We start from the raw sequence: 19075 nt of genomic DNA on the forward strand, positions 1-19075 counted from the left end.
AAGGGGCTTGAGGTGATGCGGAGCGGTCGAAAAAGCTGCAGGGGGATCGGAGCATCGCCTCAAGCCCCCTGCCCTGCTTACCTCGCTTCAAGTATCTTTTTCAAGCTATGCAAATCCTGCCCGACCCGGCGGGCGTCATCCGAGAAAACCTCGTCTGTCACACCGGGCAGCTGAAGCAGCGTAAAGACCAGCTCGCTCCCCGCTCCGTTCGGGACGACGCGCAGGGAAATATAATTCTCCAGTTCCGTTCCGCGCCGAGACCCAATGGTCGAGCACACCCCACCGGTTCCTCTCGACGAAGCGGATAACAGCCGGGCCCTCCGGCGTCTCCATCCGGCCTTCATCCCCTGCCACTTGAATCGACAGACAGAAAGAAGTCGCCCAGTCGGGGAAATGCTTCAATTCGTAAATATAATCGTACACCTGCTCTAAGGGGCGATCGATGGAAATTGACAAAATTCGGGACGGATATGTGGAAGTCATTCAGGCTCCTCCTCTCATGCCGCTTAGGCGTACAATACGAAAAATTGCAGCTCATGCCCCAGCTGCTTCAAATAGTTGTACAGCTGGGAACGGTGATGGAACATGTGCGTCACCATCTCGATCAGCCATCGGATCTGCACGGCCCCATGCTCCGCATAAAACGCCTTGGTTGACCGGTAAAGCAGCTCCTCCTCCGGCAGCGAGGTGAAATACCGCTTCGCTTCCTCGAAATGACTTCTCAACCGCAGGGCCAGCGTCTCGCTGTCCGCGACTTCGTCCAAGCTCCGTTCCACTCCTTCAACCTCCTGCTGTGGACTTTCCTTAAGGATCGTCAAGTCCGAGGCCGGAATTAAAGCCAAATGGCGAACCAGCTCCGCCAAGGAGCGCATATTGTTCTGGGGACGGTAATTCCACTGCCCGGGCTCAATCCTCCGGATCAGAGCCTCGCTCGTTCTTACCGCCAGCTCCAGCTCCTCTAACAGCTGATCCCGGATGTGCATCGTTGCGTTCATCATTCAATCCCTCGCTTTCTGATTCGCTTAATGTCAGTATACAGGGACTACACGGTTCCCGGCTTGTACAAATCGGACATACTTCGGTATTCCGCCTGCGCCTTCCCCGGCGTTTCCCCGTAAAAGCGGCGGAATTCACGGATAAAATGAGCCTGATCGAAAAAACCTTGCGCAAGAGCTATCGTCATCCCATCCGTGCTTGGATGCTGCCGAATATCCCGCAGAACCGCCTGGAAACGGACGATTTCGCTGAACCGCTTCGGTCCCATCCCGATCCACTGATCGAATTTCCGGTTCAACTGCCGCGTGCTGATGCCTTCCGTTTCAGCCAGCTCACGGACAGATACGTTACCCGCCGTTATAAAGATGCGATAAAGTCCGTTTTTCAGCGTATCACCGGGCTGAACCGTCACGGCGCCGGAGTCCAGCATGGACAACAGCCAGCCGTCCATGAGCTCCGCTCTGCGCGCTGCCGATGACGCCTCGTTCAAACGTTCGCCAAGCTCCCCTGCCGGCCCGGAGCAGATAGGGCGTCCAGCGGGGCCTGCTGATTCATGAAGCTCGAGGCCTGCAGCTTGAAAAAGACAGGCGCGCCTCCCGGGAAGAAACGGACTCCGAATTTCCGCACCGGCCGGTGCTCATCATACGATATCGTAAACGATTGATCGAAAATACCGCAGTAGCGAAGCTGATACGAGCCTTGAACCAAATCCTGCTCGAATAAAAGGTTCCGTGCAGCCGTCCGGCAGCACCCGGTCGACGGCGCTGCCTCCTTTTTGCAGCAAAGCGGCCTGTAAACCAGCGGGCTCCGAAACCCAGTAGCATGCGACATAAGGCTTTAAAGCCGGAGAGGGCGGCCACTCGGAATAAGTATAGGCAGGATCCCTTCCGTTAGCCTGCATCGGGCGAAACAACGCATGCAGCTTGGCATCCATAGGCGACCCCCTGACATATGATAAAATGACTATAACCCAGAACTTACACCCCGACAATCTTTGACTGATGCTATCAAAAAATGATAAAATCCTAACTACTCCGATAGATTTCAAAGCGAATAAAAAGGGGGGATCAGCTTGGAAAAACATCGGCGGCATCGCTATTGGGTCATTCTGGTATGGGTTATCATCGGCTTCTTTCTGTTTCCGCTGACACCCCCCATTTCTCAGAACATTACCTTCCAAGAAAATGCGTTAAGCCAGTTCAACGAAACGCCCGCATTTGTCCGCGTAAAGCCGGAAACGTCCGATTTCACCGTACCCTTACTTTATCCGATTGACTCTTGGTACGCTGAGGACGAGGAACCCGATCCGTGCTTTCCCTTCCTATATGCTCTTTTTGGCGTATTTCTGTTCTCCAAGCTTCGAGAGCTGCTAAGGAAACGCCTGCTCGCCCCTCTCAAGTTCACCTCGGCCTATGTGGCTTCCCGCTCATTCGATTCTTGCACCCTATAAGAACGCAATGAGTGACGAAAAGAGGAGATACTATTGACAAGCGCATCCACACCGCAAGAACAGCTTTCCGCCCAGCATCAACGGGTAACCCGCATGAAATTTTTACGCAGAGCCTTCTTTATGATTGTCGGCTCGATGCTTTTCTCGGTGGGACTGGAAATTTTCCTGGTGCCCAACCATATCATTGACGGCGGTATCGTAGGTATTTCTATTATTTTATCCCATTTGCTCAATATTCCGCTTGGCGTTTTCCTGGTCGTGCTGAACCTGCCTTTTCTGATGATCGGCTATAAGCAGATCGGTAAAACGTTCGCATTTTCAACCTTATTCTCGGTTCTTATCATGTCCATCGGCAGCTCCCTGCTCCATCCGATTCAACCGATCACTATCGATCCGCTGCTCGCGGCGGTGTTCGGCGGTATTATTCTGGGGATCGGCGTCGGTCTCGTTATCCGGTCCGGCGGTTCGCTCGACGGCACGGAGATCGTAGCGATTCTGTTCAGCAAAAAAACGCCCTTTTCCGTGGGCGAGATCGTTATGTTCTTCAACCTGTTCATTCTCAGCAGCGCCGGCTTCGTGTTCGGCTGGGATCATGCGATGTACTCGCTGATCGCCTACTACGTCGCCTCCAAAATTCTCGATGTGACGATCGAAGGACTGGATCAATCCAAGTCCGTATGGATCATCAGCGACGAGCATGAGAAAATCGGTCAAGCCATTACCTTCCGGCTGGGCCGCGGCGTAACGTATTTGAACGGCGAGGGCGCCTTTAGCGGAGACGACAAAAAAGTCATTTTCAGCGTCATCACCCGTCTGGAGGAAGCAAAGCTGAAATCGATTGTCGATGAGCAGGACCGAACGCCTTTCTGGCCATCGGCAACATCCATGATGTGAAGGGCGGAAGGTTTAAGAAGAAAGACATTCACTAGCGTCCGGCCAACAATACGGCGCACAGCCGAAAAACAGGCGGCTCCACAGGTTGATTCAACCTCGGAGCCGCCCTTTTTTATGCGCACATGACTTTCCCGGAGAAGCGCCGGGACGCTGCCGAGTTACACGATGCCTTCTTTGCCGGCCAATTTGGCCTGCTTTTTATGGTGAAATAAATAATAAATAACGACCGATAAGACGACGACGAACCCTCCGATCAAGTACATAACATGATAATTCGTCTGGGCAGCCACGACGCCGAGCAGGTACGAGCCTAAGCCATAGCCCAAATCAAAGAACACGAAGTACGTGCTCGTAGCCAGTCCGCGGCGGTGCATCGGAGACGCCTGAATCGCGATGGTCTGAAAGCTTGGCAGAATGGCGCCATAACCCAGCCCGATGATGCCCGCAGTGATGAGAAAGACGGGCGCCGAGTAGGCCGCGCTCAGCCAGACCATACCGCCGATGAACAACAGCATGCCCGGATAGACGAGGACGTGCTCTCCTTTGAGGTCGAACAATCTTCCGGTAAAAGGCCTGGAAATAAGAATCATCGCCGCAAAAACGATGAAGAAATAGCTGGAGATTCGCTCAAGGCCGATCGTCTTGGCATACACCGAAATGAATGTGGATATCGCTCCATAAGAGAACGCCAGCACGAAACCGGCCAGCGAAATCGGAATGGCCTTCGGCTCGACGAACCGCTTGATATGCCAGGTGCTCAGCGTACTGGCCTTGGGCGATGCCTTCGGGACGGCTGTCAATGCCCCGCACACGAAGGCAAGCAGCGAAAATACGAAGACCGCGATAAACATCGCGTTATAGCTGATATTCGTCGTCAGCCACAGCCCGATGAATGGCCCTATGACCATCGCAAGGCTCATAAATAAGCTGAAGTAGCCGACGCCTTCCCCTTTGCGCTGCTCCGGAATAACTTCGAGCACGACCGCCGAGGTTGCCGTAGCCGCTATCCCGAATGAAATGCCATGAATAAATCGCAGGGCGAGCAGCACATAGTAATCGCGTACGACCAGGTAGGCTGCGCTGCACACCATAAACAGGATGAGCGAGCCTAGAATGAGCCGCTTCCGGTTCACCTCATCCAGCCATTTGCCGGTCAGCGGACGGAAAATAACCGCCGCTATGACAAAGACCGTCGTCACAAGACCGATTCCCTGTTTGCTGCCATGCAGGTGATCCAGCACAAACGAGGGCAAGGTCACGGCGAGAATATAAAACGTCATAAAAATAAAAAAACTGCTGCAGCAGATCGTCAAAAAGTGACGGCCCCATAAGGTTTCTTTCTCCACTCCTGAATCTCTTCTTTCTCTATAGGTTAGTTTCTTGCGGGCCCGGTTCGTCTGTCTTCGTTTCTTCCAGACCGCCGGCCATATTGCCGTTCATCTGTTCGAGTTGTCCGTAAGACAGGTCAGCTCCTTCTGCGTCAGTCTGTCTCTCTAGGCCACGCGTCTTAGTATGGTCTTAGTATGCTCCCCTGCTCCGGCGCGATATCATACGGGCCTAAATACTTGTGCACAAAAAGGTTCGTATTCCCGCTCGTCTGCGACGTCAAATATCCTGTCGATTCATCGTAGGAAATCATCAACCGCACCCCTCGAAAAAATAAAGTTGTCATGACAATTATATGACTTCGATTGTTTTTAGTCAAACTAATTGTCATATCAACTAAATGAAGCGACAAAAAAAGCACCGGCCTTAATGAGGGGCCGCCGCAAAGATCATCGCTCCGAGTGCGGATTCTTCTATCGATCGCTTGTCTGTTGTCTCCGAATGTCTTCGGCTTCAACGCCTGCGCTTCTACAGCATGATTCCGCACTCCGCTCCTTGTCAGCGGCCTTCCCTAAGGCATAGTGCTTTATTTCCAGTTATTTCGGCTGCTAGCCCCCGCCTACAAGCTGCGGTTCAAGAACGCCTTCGTCCGGTCGAATTGCGGACGGGTAAACAGCTGCTCCGGCGTGCCCGCCTCCACAATCTCGCCGCGGTCGATGAACACGACGCGGTTGGCCACTTCCCGGGCAAAGCCCATCTCGTGCGTCACGACAATCATCGTCATGTGCTCCTCGGCCAGCTTCCGCATCACCTGCAGCACCTCCCCGGTCAGTTCCGGGTCGAGCGCGGAGGTCGGCTCATCGAACAGCAGAATGTCCGGGTTCATCATCAGCGCCCGGGCGATGGCGACCCGCTGCTTCTGGCCGCCGGACAGCCTGGCCGGGTATTCCGACTCGCGCCCGGACAGTCCTACCTTGGCGAGCAGCTCCGCGCTCCGCCTGCGGATGTCCGCGGCGGACTCGCCCTTGACGATTTGCGGGGCGAGCTCCAGGTTTTGCTGCACCGTGAGGTGCGGGAACAGATTAAAGTGCTGGAACACCATACCCATACGGGAAGTGATCCGCTTGATTTCATGAGGCTTGGCGTAGACTCCGTCCTCGGCCAAGGACTCTCCGGCGATGCGAATGCTGCCGCCGTCGATCTTCTCAAGATGGACAAGGCTCCGAAGCAGCGTGCTTTTGCCGGAGCCCGAAGGACCGATCAGAGCGACGACATCCTTTTTCTCTACGTCAAACGACATCTGCTTCAGCACATCCAGCTTGCCGTACGATTTCGTCAGTTTGGAAACTTCAATAATAGCCACAAGCGCCATTCCTTTTAGGTTTATTCGAATTTAAATCTGCGTTCCAGCCATTTGAACAGCGTGGTCAGCAGCAGCGTCATGATCAAATAGATGATGCCTGCGATGAAGAAAGGCACGATCGTAAAGTCGCGGTTCACCGCTGTCTGCGCATAATGCAGCAGCTCCGGCACCGCAACGGCGTAAAGAAGCGCCGTATCCTTGATCAGCGTGATCGATTCGTTGGAGACGGCCGGAAGCACAATTCTGAACATCTGCGGCACGATAATGCGCGTCATCGTCTGCCACCTGCTGAAGCCGAGCACCTGGGAAGCCTCGTACTGCCCTTTATCGATAGCCAGCAGGCCGCCGCGGAAAATTTCTGCGAAATAAGCCGCGTAATTCAGAATAAAACCGACGCAGGCCGCTGTAAACCGGTCGAGTACCAAATATTCCCCGATCCCCGGGATCATCGGAAGCCCGAAGCAGATGACCAGCAGCTGCAGCAGAAGCGGCGTGCCGCGCATGATATAAATATACGTATGCGCGCACCAGGCCAGAGGCTTGCTGCTGCTTTTCACCGCCAGGGTAAGGAGAAAGCCGAGCGGTACGGATATGACGATGGCGATCAGGAACAGCAGCACCGTCATCTCGGCCCCCTCCAGCATGGGCTTGATCATGGAGTCTATATAATTTGCCGACATTCATTATTCCCCCAAAAACAAAACGGGATTTCCAGTAGAAATCCGCAGGCTGTCGAGAAAACCGCCTTCAAGTGAAAAAGGAGTACAGACGCAGGTGGGGTATCCAAGCTTACGAAGCCCGTTTTTCTACGAAAAACGCTTAGTTTACGTCCGCCTTTGAAATCCGTGAAAATACCTTTAAATTTCATCCAATTCACGGGTTTCAACAGCGGCTGGAGGAGGATACCCCACCGGAGTTTCACACAAAGTCAGGGTTGCTCGACAAGCTCGGGATTTCCAGTAGAAATCCGTTTCGTCTTCTTTTCATTCAATTTGCCGTATGGCTTACTTCAAAACCTTGTCTTCGCCGAACCACTTCTGCGAAATTTTGGCGGCCGTTCCGTCCTGGTTCATATCGTCCAGCGCCTTCTGCAGCTTCTGCAGCAGCGCTTCGTTCCCCTTCTTCACGCCAATGCCGTATTCCTCCGGCGCCAGCGACTCGTCCATCAGCTTGAAGGCTCCCTGCTCTTTGGACATATAATATTTGATAACTACCTCGTCAATTACGACCGCATCGACGCGGCCAATCTTCAGATCGCTCAGCGCGAGCACATTGTCCGCATATTCCGTTACGTTCTTGACCTTCGCTTTGACCGGGCTTTCATTCAATGCGTCGGCGGCAGAGGAAAGCGACTGCAGCCCTACGACTTTACCGGCCAGATCGTCCAGCTTGGTCAGGTTCGATTTCGCCAAGGTGACCACCACTTGGGCATTTTTCAGATACGGCTTTGTGAACAAAACCTTCTGTTTGCGCTCATCCGTAATCGTATAGCCGTTCCAGATTAAATCGATCCGTCCGCTCGACAGCTCGGACTCTTTGGTTTTCCAGTCGATAGGCTGAAATTCCGGCGTCATGCCCATTTTCTCGGCAGCCGCTTTGGCATAATCAATGTCAAAGCCGACGATTTCGTTCTTCTCATCCCGAAAGCCCATCGGCGCGAATTTGTCGTCGATACCAATTACGAGCTTTTTCCCGGCGTCCGCCGAGCCCTTGGAGCTGGAGCAGCCCGTAACAACGGATAAGACAAGCGTAATAACCATTACCATTGCTGCAAAACGTTTCATGAATGCCTAAACCACCTTTGAATAAATATCATGTACTTTACTGCGTTACCACTTTATCAAGAATTACATGATATCATACATGGTCAAAAAGTGTCGAGTGCCCCCTTACCAGTAAATGATTTCCTATTGAAAATTCCGAGATAACGCTTTGGATTCGAATAATTCAAATTTTCCTGTGCGGTAAAAAATAAAAAGCATTGACCGACGGTCAATGCTTTTCCGGTAAATGATGAATTATTGCCATGATTTCCGTAAGGGGCTGCTCCTTGAGGGGAAACGCTGCTGCCTTCTAGGAAACCGGCGGGGCCGTCTTCGGCTCGGCCACCGTCCCGTCATAGGCGGCTTGATAAATGATCCGGATGTCCTCCCGGTGAAGCGGCAGCGGGCTGCGCGCAAGGAGCCTTTTCTGCTGAACGCCGTCTTCGGTCAGGCTGTCCAGGGCGCTTTCGGGGATTTGGTATCCGCGCAGCGTGTTCGGAATGCCGACGTCCTTCACGAGGCGCTCCAGCTCCTCCACGCACTTGCGCGAAGCCTCCTCCTCCGAGAGATAGCTCGCATAACCGCCCATCGCCTGCAAAATGTCCGCCATCCGCTTGCGGCAGCTGCTGCGGATATAGCCCATAACGTACGGCAGCAGAACGGCATTGGACTCGCCGTGGGACAGATGGAACTGGCCGCCGAGCGGGTACGCGAGCGCATGGACGCCGGCAACGCCCGCATTGAAAAAGGCGATGCCCGCCATATTGCTGCCGTAGCTCATATCGATGCGCGCTTGGCGGTCCTGCCCGTCATGCACCGCTCTGCGAAGCGAGCCGCTGATCAGGCGGATCGCCTGCAGGGCCAGTCCGTCGGTGGTCGGATTCGCGTTCACCGAGATATAAGCCTCAATCGCATGGGTCAGCGCATCGACGCCTGTCGCCGCGGTCACCCGGGGCGGGACGGATACGGTCAGCTGCGGATCGACGATTGCCGCATCGGCCATTAAGTAGTCGTGGGTGACGACATCCTTGGTCGTTGCGAGCGAAAGCACCGAGATGTTGGTCACTTCGGAGCCGGTTCCCGAGGTCGTCGGAATTAAAATTTTGGGCAGCCCTTTATGCTCCAGCTTACGGGTGCCCGTCAAATTCAAATAGTCGGCCACCCGGCCCTCGTGCCCGGCCAATACGGCAGCCAGCTTCGCGAGATCCATCGCGCTGCCCCCGCCGACGCCGATCACCAGATCGAAGCCGCCGTCGCGCGTATATTGAACCAGCTGCTCGCCGACTGCGAGCGGCGGCTCGGGAACCGTATCGGTGTACAGCGTCACCCCATAGCCCTGTTGCCTCAGCTTGGAGGCTATCGGCTCAATAACCCCCAATTTCTCCAGGATCGCATCGGTAATCAGCAAAATCCGTGAGGGCGAGAACTTCGCAACCTCCGGACCCAGCTGCTCCAGCGCTCCCCACCCGATATATTGCAGCGGAGTAAACACCAGCTTGGATAACGTCATGGGGTCTCCCTCCCTATTCGTAATAGCCCTCTGTCGATTTGCGGAACTGTTTAAACTGGTCGGCGTCATGGCCGAACCATACCTGGGAATTCGTCCGTTTGGCCAAGGTACGAATTTTCTCAACTGTATTCGAGTAACCGATCGAATCATAAATAATACCCGGCGGCTTCACCGGCGGTCCATAGCTTTCCGCGGTGTAGATAGCGTCGGAAGCTAGAATAATGCCGCCCGTTTCAGGCATTTCGATGTGCAGCCCCAGCATCCCCCATGCATGGCCGCTGCCGAAATTCAGCACGGTAATGCCTTCGGCCAGCTGAAGGTTATCTTCGGTGCGCTTGACGGTTTTCCATTGCAGATGATTTTTGACCCAGGCATCGATATCCGCCCAAATGTAAGCGCCTTCTTTTTGGTTGCGGGCATACGACTGCAGCGTGCCGTTGAACTCGTCCTCATGGACGATAACCGTTGCGTTCGTGAACATCTCAAGGCAGCCGGCATGATCCAGATGCAGGTGGGAGGCAATTACATATTTGATTTCCTCCGGCCGCACCTTCAGCTGCTCCAGCCTGTTGTGCAGGTAACACTCCTCGCTCGCTACCCACGGGAACGTTTGCTGCGTCGTTTCGGTTCAGCGGCCCTCCACGCCCATCGAGTCCGGATTGCAGGACGTATCGAACAAAATTTTCCCTTCCGGGTGGTCGATCAGCACCGTGTAGATCGGAAACTCAACAAACTTCGCCGGCGCATTCGGGTTAGCGAGCGTCGCGGGATTGTGCATGGCGATCATCCAGTTTTTGTCCATACTCATACGGCCGTTATCCATCACATACAGCTTAGGGCGTGCTTTAATAATATTCGACATCCGACAGGCCTCCCATGATTTGCTTGATTTGTTTTGGCAATACAAATTTCGGTTAACTTTCGGTGATCCGGATTCATTCATGTATCTATCGTTCCAGGTTACTAATTTTAGAAACAATTAAAGAGCAAGGCTTAGAGCTTCATCGTTACAAATTTTAATTCGGTCATCTCCTGCACGGCATATTTGATGCCTTCCCGCCCGTAGCCGCTTTCCTTCACGCCGCCGTACGGCATGTGGTCGACCCGGAACGTCGGTATATCGTTGACGATCACGCCGCCGGCTTGAATCTCCTTCGCAGCCCGGAAAGCGGTCGTCAGGTTCTGCGTATAGATGCCGACATTGAGGCCGTATACGGAATCGTTGACGCTTTCGATCGCTTCCTCCAAATGCTTGTATGCGACGATCGATACGACCGGGGCGAACACTTCCTTGCAGGAAACGGCCATCTCCCGCTTCACATCCAGCAGCACCGTGGGCAAATAGACTGAATTCTCACGGCGGCCCCCATAACCGATCCGCGCCCCGGCTTCAACGGCTTCCTGCACCCACGAGTGAATCCGCTCCGTCTCCCGCTCGTGAATCATTGAGCTGACATCCGTCTGCTCGTCGGAAGGGTCGCCTACGCGAAGCTGCTTCGTCTGCTCGATAAACCGGTCCGTAAACTCCTGATAGATTGATTCGTGGACATAAATGCGCTGCAGCGAAATGCATACCTGCCCCGCGAACGCGAAGGCTCCTTCTACGCATCTCGGGATAATCGCATCCAGCGCGGCATCCGGCTCCACGATCAAGCCGGAGTTGGAGCCCAGCTCCAGCGTCACCTTGCGAAGCCCGGCTTTGGCTTTAATCCGCTTGCCGACCTCCGAGCTGCCCGTGAACGTAATTTTCTTGACGCGCTCATCCTCCACCAGCGCATCGCCCAGCTCGCGCCCGCTTCCGGTTACTACCTGTAGCGCTCCGTCCGGCAGCCCGGCTTCCCGGAACAGCTCGGCGATGAACAGCGCGCTCAGCGGCGTTTGCTCCGCAGGCTTGAGCACGACGGTATTGCCCGCCGCGATAGCCGGCCCCACCTTGTGGGCTACCAGGTTGAACGGGAAGTTGAACGGGCAGATCGCAACGACAGTGCCCAGAGGCTCACGCCACGTAAAGCCGACCCGTCCTTCTCCTCCAGGCGCCGCATCCATAGGAATCGTCTCGCCAGAGATGCGCTTCGCTTCCTCCGCAGCGAACTCGTAGGTAGTAATCGTGCGCCCGATCTCGGCGCGGGCGGTGCGAATCGGCTTGCCGGCCTCGAGCGACAGCAGCTGGGCCGCTTCCTCCCTCCGCTGTTTGAGCTGGAGCACCACGCTCGCCAAAATTTCCGAGCGCCGATACGCCGGCAGCTTCCGCATGACGTCGAATGCGCTGTGCGCCCCGGCTATCGCTTCCCGTACATCTCCGGCATCCGCCTTGCTGATGTGGGCGAGCAGCCTGCCGTCATAAGGCGCATAAAGCGGATACGTGCGTTCCTTTACCTGCCATACTCCGTTAACAAAAATCCCTTTGGTCATCGTTTCCACCGATGCCCCTCCTTTCCTATGGCTGCACATTTATAATTACAAGCAAAAATCGTGCCAATCATACAAAAAAGCCGGCGAGAGCCGCCTGCTTCTCTTCTCATGCCTGATCCAAGGCGTAAATCAGCTCTGCATTTCGGGAGCGCTGCGGCCTCTGCGCCGCTCTCCGGCAGACCGTAATCAGGTCGATGGTGAAATGTTTCACCATCGACTTCTCTTTTATGCTATTGACTGCGCTAGGACAGGCGGTGAATTCATTCACCGTCCTGCGGACATTTTTCACCGCCGCTGCGGCATCGGTCGAAATCATGCCCGCTTCTCTTTTTCCCAGCGCTGCATCTTCTTGACCAGGGTGGAGTGATCGATACCGAGCTGTTCAGCCGCTTTGCGGATCGACTGATGGTTGCCGATAGCCTCCTGAATCAGCCTCGCTCGAACTGCTGCACCCTTTCCTTCAAAGAAACGCCTGCATCCGGCTGACTCCGATCCTGAATATGCGGCGGCAAATGTACAGGCTCAATCACCCTGGAAGGAACCGAGACGATCATATTCTCGATCAAATTGCGCAGCTCCCTGACATTGCCGGGCCAATGATAGTTTTGAAGCACCTGCCTCGTCTCCTGCGAAATTTGCTTGTCGATCCGGTACTGCCGGCAAAAATAAGCGAAATAATGGTCCGTTAACGGTCCGATATCCTCCTGCCGCTCCGCCAGGGACGGAATCGCGATCTCGACGACCGCCAGACGGTAAAACAAATCCTCGCGGAACCTGCCCGCCTGGATCTGCTTGCGCAAATCCTGATTCGTCGCCGCTACGATACGGATGTCCAACCGGCGCGGCTTCGTTCCGCCGATACGCTGCAGCTGCTTCTCCTGAAGCACGCGGAGCAGCTTAACCTGGAGCGCCAGCGGAAGCTCTGCGATTTCATCGAGCATGACGGTGCCCTGGTCGGCCAGCTCCAGCAAGCCGATTTTTCCGTTGCGGCTCGCACCCGTGAAAGCGCCCGGCTCGTATCCGAACAGCTCCGATTCCAGCAGCGGCTCAGGAATAGCTCCGCAGTTGATTTGAATAAAAGGCTTCTCCTTGCGCTCGCTCAAATCATGGATCAGGTGCGCCAGCACCTCCTTGCCCGTTCCCGAGGGCCCGTACAGCAAAATACTGGTCGGGTAGGGGGCAACCTGCTGAATCTGCTCGTATACTTTTCGAATCGGGGGACTGTGAAAGATGAAGCTTTGCTCCGTATCCCCGCTATGAATCGTGTACCGGTTGTTCTGCATTTGCGAAAAGGTGCGCGCCTTCTCCAGCTCCTGCCGCAAACCGTTCAGGTGCGTGATGTCACGGACGCTGGTGACGATCATCTCCAGCTCTCCCTGCTCGTCGAATACCGGATTGCCCGTGACGATCACATCCTTCTTGCCGCCGATGCGCTGCAGGATCGAGATGCGCTGCCGTTTCTCCAGCACCAGCAGGGAGACCGACTGATCGAAATATCCGTCCGATATCAAATCCTTCATGCGGCGGCCGATCAGCTCCTCCCTGCGGAAGCCGGTAATTTCCTCGTAGGCGGTGTTGACCTGTATCGTCACGCCGTCCTTATCCACTACATAAAGCCCGTCCGTCGAAAATTCAATGACCGACTCCATCTGCTGCAGCAGACTTCGGTAATGATCCATCTCCGAGATGTCCTGGATGACGGCGACCGCCCCAACCCGCTCCCCGTTCTCGTACAGCGGCGTTCTGTTCACCATGCAGGCGCGGCCGGAAATGACCATTTTTTCCCCAATGGAGCTTTCCCCTCCGCTCAGCACTTCATGCATTTTGGAGTGGGGGATCAGCTGCACGATACTTCGTCCCACCCAAGCGTCGTCCTGCACCTGCAGCAGCCGCTGCGCGGACTCGTTCATCAGCAGAATCCGGTTATCGGCATTGACGACAATGACGCCGTTATGCATGGAGGAAATAATGTTTCCCCACAAATGGACTGCGACCGACTCCGTCATGACGCTTCATCCTCCTTTATCATAAAAATATTGTTTCCGTCGTCAGATTCCGGGTTGCGACTAGGTCGATCTATAGCGCGAGGATAAGATATGCATCGCCTCTCTATATTTCATAACGGTTCTTCTGGAAATTTGAATCCCCTGCCGGACAAGCGCATCCGTCAGCTGCTGATCCGATAAAGGCTTGCTTTTATCCTCCTCGCGGACAAGCTGCAGGATGCGGGCCTTGATGCTGTGCGACGACACAAACGCCTCCGGCTCCAGCAGGGAAGGGAGCTTGCCGGAGAAAAAAAACTTCAGCGGATACACGCCCCGAGGCGTCTGCACGAACTTATGCTTTACTGCCCGGCTGACCGTAGACAGATCCAGGCCGACCTCCTCGGATACCGCTTTCAAATCCAGCGGCAGCAGCGGCTCCCCGCTTGACTCCAGGAACGGCCGCTGGGCCTCCATCACCGCAGCGATAACCCGGCTGATCGTCGCTCGTCTCCGCTCCAGGCTGCGAATCAGCCACTGGACCTGCGGGACATACCGGCTGACGAACCGCTTCGTCTGTTCACAGCCGCTCTCTCTTCGCAGCCTGAGATAACCGTCATCCAGCGATACCTTCGGATAGCTGGCCTCATTCATCCGAATCTGCACCTTGCCGTCCGCAATCCAAACCCGTGCGTCCGGCTCCACCCCCGCTTCCGTCCGCTGACCGCAGGCGAGGCCCGGCCGCGGGTTCAAGGTGCGTATATATTGAACGGAGGCTTTCACCGCCTCCACCGATAGCCCCAACGCCTCCGCAATCGCCGTATATTTCCCGGCGGCGACGGCAGGCAAATGCCCGTCTGCGATACGGCCCGCCCAGGTATCCGCATTCGGGTCCCTGCGGATTTGCAGCAGCAGGCACTCCCGCAGCGATCGTGCCCCTACGCCGGGCGGCTCGAGCGCCTGCACATGCGCCAGCGCCGCCTCCAGCTCCCGGACGGGCCGCTTCGCCTGCCCGGCCAGCTCCTCCAGGCTTACGGCAAGATAGCCGCTGTCGTCGAGGCTCCCGGCGATCCACGCCGCCATCCTGCAGGCCTGAGCGGACAGGCCGCTCAGGCGCAGCTGGCTTGTCAGCGTGCGCTCAAGCGTGTCCTCCTGCTCTGCGATGGACTGGAGCAGCCAATCATTGGAAGCGCTTTCTGAAGAAGCCTGCCGAGAACCTTTCGCCCTGCCTACTCGGCTGGGGCCGGGATACAGCGTCAGCTCCATCAGCGGATTGTCCTCCGCCTGCTTTTCCAAATAAGCGGTCAGCTCGACCGTGGACATCTGAAGCAGCTCCAGCCCCTGCACGAGCTTCGTATTCAGCTTCAGCTGCTGTGTTTGAACCAAGGCAGCTTCAAGATACATCAAGATCACCTTCTTCCGCCAAAGTGATTCCCTGCTCGGGCCTTTATCTTTCACCCCGAAGGGCGAAACCCTCCGAAGCGCGTGTTGCGGCTTTGCATGGTAAGCCGGTCGAGTCCATGGGCCCTACAGCGCCGGTGGGGCACTTCCTGCCGGATCATTCCTTCTGCCAGATCGATGCTTTATATTCTCATGTTACACTACTATGAGGCCGAATGAAAAGAAGTGGCGCCATAAGCCGTTCGTCACCGCCCGGCCTTTCAGCTGAACAAGCCCGCTGCAAAACGAATGACGCTTCCCCGCTGAAGGCGCTGAATCCGGGGGAGTTTTCAAGCTGCGGGCTTACACCGATTACTTGTTGAGGTATGCTCTGTCCCAGAGAACTGACGCTGCGCATCATCTTGTGAACTCATGAGTTCTTGAACTGCCCAACTCCTATGCCGCATAACAAAAAGCACCGGCCTGCGGGCCGATGCTCTCCGATTTATGCTATAGCTTTGGCAATTAGTCGTTCTCGCAATGCTTGATCGCCTGCTCCGGCAGCAGCCGGTTCAGCGAGTAAATGTTGGCTAGACGGAGCGGTGTGAAGCTGGAAGCGAATCCGAAGGACAGCTCCGCCTTCTGCGGATGCTTCGCATTAGGCAGATGAATCGCCATGCCTTCCGGCTCCCTGAAGGTCAGCGAATTTCCCGCCGAAATCAGCTGCTTATCGGCCACCGCTCCTGTGCCGAGGTTCACGGCGGTAATGTACGTATTGCCGACAGGCGCGGTCGAGCCGCTGGAGCCGTAGGACGTTCCCTCCAGCAGGTACAGGTAGCCGCCGTAGGAGGCAAAGCCCTGGAAGGTGCCTACACTCGGCTGCGGCACATCTGCGATAGGCTCATACACATGCTGCTTGACCTTCGCCAGCTCATAGACGCCATAGCGAAACGCATTGTCGATCCGGTACCTCATCGTCAGCAGCCCGTTCGCCGGATCGATGTTGACCGTCGTCCGGTCCGCACCTTCCACCGGGCTGAACTTTTCAAGCTCCGGCGAGCTCGGCGTCAAAACCTTGCCGTCCTCAAAGGCGAACCGGGCCAGCTGCGTCCCCCAGCCGTGGTTGTCGCTGCCTGGGACCGAGTCCGTCTCCGTCCATAAATAAGCGGTATCCCCGACGGTTTCCACGCCGATCTGCACCCCATGGCCGAAGCCCTTAAGGAACATATAGCCGAGCTCGTTGCCCGACATGTCCAGCTTGGTCAAAGCCAAGTCCCCGTTCAGGTCCCGTGCCGCTCCGGACACGGGAGCCGTTTCGCCGGGCAGCTGCTGCCCGCCGGCCATCAGCTGAACCAGATAAATATGCTGGTTTACGTTATCGAACGCAAACGACTGCAGCACAGTTCCGTTATGCAGCTCTTTATCCTGAATCAGCGTAGATGCCGGGGCGGAGAGGTCGAACATTTTCGAGTGGAGCGGCGAATGGGCCGCCTGAACGCCGGGCGCAGCGGACAGGAGCAGGCCAAGGGCGGCCGTCAGCGCCGCTACTTTAAGAAGCCGCCGTTTGCTTGCCGGCTTTTGGATCGCTTGGTTATGTTCTTGTCGAGCAAAATTCATCTTTGAACACCTCCGGAGGATTGTACAAGCTTGGCCGAGCCCGGTCATGCCCGGGCGGCCATCCGGCGTAAGATGTATGAGGTCCAAGTCGGTCTGAGGTGCGGCAACATCTGCAGCCATCTTCACTACTCAGCAAAAGCTTACTTCAAAGCGTTCCGCTCGCGGATCTGCATGGCAGGCAGCGGGTTGTTCACGGTCATCATCGTGGAGCCGCAGCCGAGCGCGTAATACACCTGCTGCTCGCTGTCAGGGCAATAACACCAAGGCAGAATGCCCTGCTCCTCGTATTCCTTCACCCGCTCCGGCGTCAGCAGCTTCATGTTGAGGCCGACGGCCCACATTTTGGATACGGTACCTTCGGGGCCGGACACATAATTGGACATCAGCTCGCCGGGGAAGCCCTGTGTTTTTAGCTGATGCGCGTCGTGCATGTACGCAAGCGTCTCCGCATCGAAGCAGGTGAACACGCAGCGCGGGAGATAGCCGTACTTATCCAGCATCGTTACGGCCGCATCCACGACTTCCTTGGCGTCCGGGCTCGGCTTCACCTCGACGTTCAGCAGCACGTCGGGATAGGCCGCAAGCAGCTCGCACAGCTCTTCAAAGGTCGGAATCTTCAAGCCCTCAAAGGCTTTGCCGAACCATCCGCCCGCGTCCAGTCTCTTCAGTTCCTCTACCGTGTAATCTCCGACATTCCCGGACCCGTTCGTCGTCCGGTCTACGGTAGCATCATGGATAACCACCACCACCCGGTCCTTGGAGAAACGCAGGTCGAACTCCAGCATATCTACGCCCAGCTCCAGCGCCTGTTGAAAGCCCAGCAGCGTATTCTCCGGGTAAGCGGACTTCCAGCCCCGATGTCCCGCTACGATCAGCGCGGGATTATTGACGAGTTTGTCGATCATTTCAGATGTTCCCTTCCTTTGATTTGTTGGAGTGCGGCCTGGCGAACCGGACGCCCTCTACTGCTCTTAGCGTAGGGGCGGCGGCGTGCCAGACTGCGGGCTTAGCGGCGGCAAGGCTATTTTTTGAGAATGCGCTCCGCTTCCTTCTTGAAGTTATCGAGCGTGGCATTAATATCTTTGTTGTCATACATAATGGCCTGCATCGCCTTATTGAACTCCTGGTTTAACTGCGGCCATGCAACGCTTTTATTCGTATCAATCGCATACTGCAGCTGATCGTAAGCTACTTTACGGTTCGGCTCTTTAGCGAAAAGCTGCTTGACCGGATCGGATTCCACCATCTTCTTGGTGAAAGGCAGGTAGCCTGTGTCAATGACAAACTGCTGGGCGCCTTTTCCATCCGTCATGACCCAATTCAGAAAATCCCAAGCGGCATCCTTGTTCTTGGAATCAGCCAGCATCGCAACGTTAGCGCCTCCCGTAGGCGTCGCATACACTTGGTCCATAGGCAGAAAGGCTGTGACGTAGTCGAATTTCACGCTGGAGGAAATCCCCCCGATGGAGCCTGTCGATTGGAACATCATGCCGATTTTGCCGCTGGTAAACATCTGATTGACGATATTGCCGGAATCCTGCATCGGCGGATAATAAAGCCCGCCTGTCGCCTGCATATCCTTCAGCAGCTTGAACGCTTTGGCGGCTTCCCCGTTGCCGAAGCCCGTCGAGGTGCCTTGGTCGTTGAGGAACTTCCCTTTGGCCTGCGTAATCATCGCCAGCGGATACCAGGAGTCGTAAGGCATGCTCATGCCGTACCGCTTGAATTCCCCGTTCTCCTTGACGACCAGCGCGTCGGCTACCTTCTTCATCTCTTCCCAGGTTTTCGGTACGGCCAGCCCTTTTTCATCCAGCATCGTTTTGTTGATATGAAGCACCGGCGTCGAGCGGTTAAACGGCAGGGACACCAGTTTGTTATCAAATACGGAATGGCCCATCAAGCCCTGCGTAAAATCATCCTTGCTCAGGTTCGTCTTCTTCATATAAGGCGTCAGATCTTCCAGCACATCGGAGTCGGCGAACATCTGCACATAGGCGCGCTCCAGCATGGTCACATCCGGAGCCGAGCTTGCCGCTACAGCCTGCTGCAGCTTCGTCACCGTCTCGTCATAAGAACCTTGGAAGGTGCCGACCACCTCTACCTTGCTCTGGGAATCGTTATAGCGCTTGATCATCGCATCCAGATACTCGCCGTTTTTGCCGCCAACGGAGTGCCAGAACTGAATTTTCGTTTTGCCTGCCGGTGCGGCAGCGGTCGAATTCCCGGATTGCGGAGCAGCCGGTTCCTGGGCCCCGCCGCCTCCGGAGCAGGCCGTCAATAGGCCGGACATCATCATCGCCGCCAGGGTAATTACCGGAATCGTCTTTTTTATTTTTCTCATGCGGATGTTCCTCCATTTGTTTTAAAAGGTAAACTGCCGTA

At 55.6% G+C, this 19075-nt stretch carries 20 protein-coding genes and 2 pseudogenes; 2 read left to right on the top strand and 20 right to left on the bottom strand.

The window, feature by feature from the left end; all coding sequences use genetic code 11:
* Positions 1-135: 135 nt before the first annotated feature.
* From ACHHV8_RS34880 to ACHHV8_RS34900, 5 genes are read right to left on the bottom strand one after another with little or no spacing between them, the layout of a single operon-like run.
* Entirely contained in the window at positions 136-483 is a 348-nt protein-coding gene (locus tag ACHHV8_RS34880; RefSeq protein ID WP_395164034.1) for a hypothetical protein, read from the bottom strand.
* A gap of 23 nt (positions 484-506) precedes the next feature.
* A complete protein-coding gene (locus ACHHV8_RS34885; protein ID WP_395164309.1) occupies positions 507-995 on the bottom strand; it encodes a DinB family protein in 489 nt (162 codons plus the stop codon).
* A gap of 47 nt (positions 996-1042) precedes the next feature.
* Positions 1043-1486: a helix-turn-helix domain-containing protein gene (locus ACHHV8_RS34890; protein WP_395164035.1), complete on the bottom strand. Its 444-nt coding sequence runs from the start codon at positions 1484-1486 to the stop codon at positions 1043-1045.
* Positions 1483-1704 (bottom strand): DUF6597 domain-containing transcriptional factor, encoded by a 222-nt coding sequence (locus ACHHV8_RS34895; protein WP_395164036.1) that lies wholly within the window; start codon positions 1702-1704, stop codon positions 1483-1485. The genes ACHHV8_RS34890 and ACHHV8_RS34895 overlap by 4 nt, the downstream gene beginning before the upstream one ends.
* Positions 1637-2089, bottom strand: a complete 453-nt coding sequence (locus ACHHV8_RS34900) for a DUF6597 domain-containing transcriptional factor (RefSeq protein ID WP_395164037.1) — start codon at positions 2087-2089, stop codon at positions 1637-1639. The genes ACHHV8_RS34895 and ACHHV8_RS34900 overlap by 68 nt, the downstream gene beginning before the upstream one ends.
* Between ACHHV8_RS34900 and ACHHV8_RS34905 the strand changes: the two genes are divergently transcribed.
* Together ACHHV8_RS34905 and ACHHV8_RS34910 are read left to right on the top strand one after the other, a co-directional pair.
* Positions 2069-2446: a hypothetical protein gene (locus tag ACHHV8_RS34905; RefSeq protein WP_395164038.1), complete on the top strand. Its 378-nt coding sequence runs from the start codon at positions 2069-2071 to the stop codon at positions 2444-2446. The two genes, ACHHV8_RS34900 and ACHHV8_RS34905, sit on opposite strands and share 21 nt — an antisense overlap.
* 93 nt (positions 2447-2539) lie before the next feature.
* A pseudogene (locus ACHHV8_RS34910) lies at positions 2540-3375 on the top strand (YitT family protein).
* A 123-nt stretch (positions 3376-3498) separates the two neighbouring features.
* Here ACHHV8_RS34910 and ACHHV8_RS34915 read toward each other — a convergent pair.
* The 15 genes and pseudogenes from ACHHV8_RS34915 to ACHHV8_RS34985 form a co-directional block, all read right to left on the bottom strand.
* On the bottom strand, positions 3499-4686 hold the full coding sequence (locus tag ACHHV8_RS34915; RefSeq protein ID WP_395164039.1) for an MFS transporter: 1188 nt from the start codon (positions 4684-4686) through the stop codon (positions 3499-3501).
* A 161-nt stretch (positions 4687-4847) separates the two neighbouring features.
* Positions 4848-4979: a hypothetical protein gene (locus ACHHV8_RS34920; RefSeq protein WP_395164040.1), complete on the bottom strand. Its 132-nt coding sequence runs from the start codon at positions 4977-4979 to the stop codon at positions 4848-4850.
* Between the two features lie 306 nt (positions 4980-5285).
* A complete protein-coding gene (locus tag ACHHV8_RS34925; protein ID WP_395164041.1) occupies positions 5286-6029 on the bottom strand; it encodes an amino acid ABC transporter ATP-binding protein in 744 nt (247 codons plus the stop codon).
* A gap of 20 nt (positions 6030-6049) precedes the next feature.
* Entirely contained in the window at positions 6050-6709 is a 660-nt protein-coding gene (locus ACHHV8_RS34930) for an amino acid ABC transporter permease (RefSeq protein WP_395164042.1), read from the bottom strand.
* A gap of 324 nt (positions 6710-7033) precedes the next feature.
* Complete coding sequence (locus ACHHV8_RS34935) at positions 7034-7813, bottom strand: amino acid ABC transporter substrate-binding protein (RefSeq protein WP_395164043.1); 780 nt, start codon at positions 7811-7813, stop codon at positions 7034-7036.
* 289 nt (positions 7814-8102) lie between these two features.
* On the bottom strand, positions 8103-9302 hold the full coding sequence (locus ACHHV8_RS34940; RefSeq protein ID WP_395164044.1) for an iron-containing alcohol dehydrogenase: 1200 nt from the start codon (positions 9300-9302) through the stop codon (positions 8103-8105).
* 13 nt (positions 9303-9315) lie between these two features.
* Positions 9316-10164, bottom strand: a pseudogene (gene ahlS / locus ACHHV8_RS34945) (AhlS family quorum-quenching N-acyl homoserine lactonase).
* Between the two features lie 131 nt (positions 10165-10295).
* Positions 10296-11714, bottom strand: a complete 1419-nt coding sequence (locus ACHHV8_RS34950; protein WP_395164310.1) for an aldehyde dehydrogenase family protein — start codon at positions 11712-11714, stop codon at positions 10296-10298.
* Positions 11715-11820: 106 nt separating this feature from the next.
* A complete protein-coding gene (locus ACHHV8_RS34955; protein ID WP_395164045.1) occupies positions 11821-12030 on the bottom strand; it encodes a hypothetical protein in 210 nt (69 codons plus the stop codon).
* Positions 12027-12146, bottom strand: coding sequence for a helix-turn-helix domain-containing protein (locus ACHHV8_RS34960; RefSeq protein WP_395164311.1), 120 nt, complete (start codon positions 12144-12146; stop codon positions 12027-12029). The genes ACHHV8_RS34955 and ACHHV8_RS34960 overlap by 4 nt, the downstream gene beginning before the upstream one ends.
* Positions 12143-13720 carry a sigma 54-interacting transcriptional regulator gene (locus tag ACHHV8_RS34965; RefSeq protein ID WP_395164046.1) on the bottom strand — a complete coding sequence of 526 codons (1578 nt, stop codon included), beginning with the start codon at positions 13718-13720 and terminating at the stop codon, positions 12143-12145. The genes ACHHV8_RS34960 and ACHHV8_RS34965 overlap by 4 nt, the downstream gene beginning before the upstream one ends.
* A gap of 60 nt (positions 13721-13780) precedes the next feature.
* Positions 13781-15100: an RNA polymerase factor sigma-54 gene (rpoN, locus tag ACHHV8_RS34970; RefSeq protein ID WP_395164047.1), complete on the bottom strand. Its 1320-nt coding sequence runs from the start codon at positions 15098-15100 to the stop codon at positions 13781-13783.
* Positions 15101-15601: 501 nt separating this feature from the next.
* Entirely contained in the window at positions 15602-16693 is a 1092-nt protein-coding gene (locus tag ACHHV8_RS34975; RefSeq protein ID WP_395164048.1) for a phage baseplate protein, read from the bottom strand.
* 140 nt (positions 16694-16833) lie between these two features.
* Positions 16834-17598, bottom strand: a complete 765-nt coding sequence (locus tag ACHHV8_RS34980) for a glycerophosphodiester phosphodiesterase family protein (RefSeq protein WP_395164049.1) — start codon at positions 17596-17598, stop codon at positions 16834-16836.
* A 116-nt stretch (positions 17599-17714) separates the two neighbouring features.
* A complete protein-coding gene (locus tag ACHHV8_RS34985; protein WP_395164050.1) occupies positions 17715-19034 on the bottom strand; it encodes an ABC transporter substrate-binding protein in 1320 nt (439 codons plus the stop codon).
* Positions 19035-19075 lie beyond the last annotated feature (41 nt).

Source organism: Paenibacillus sp. TAB_01 (genome assembly GCF_043945595.1).
Classification (GTDB): domain Bacteria; phylum Bacillota; class Bacilli; order Paenibacillales; family NBRC-103111; genus Paenibacillus_S.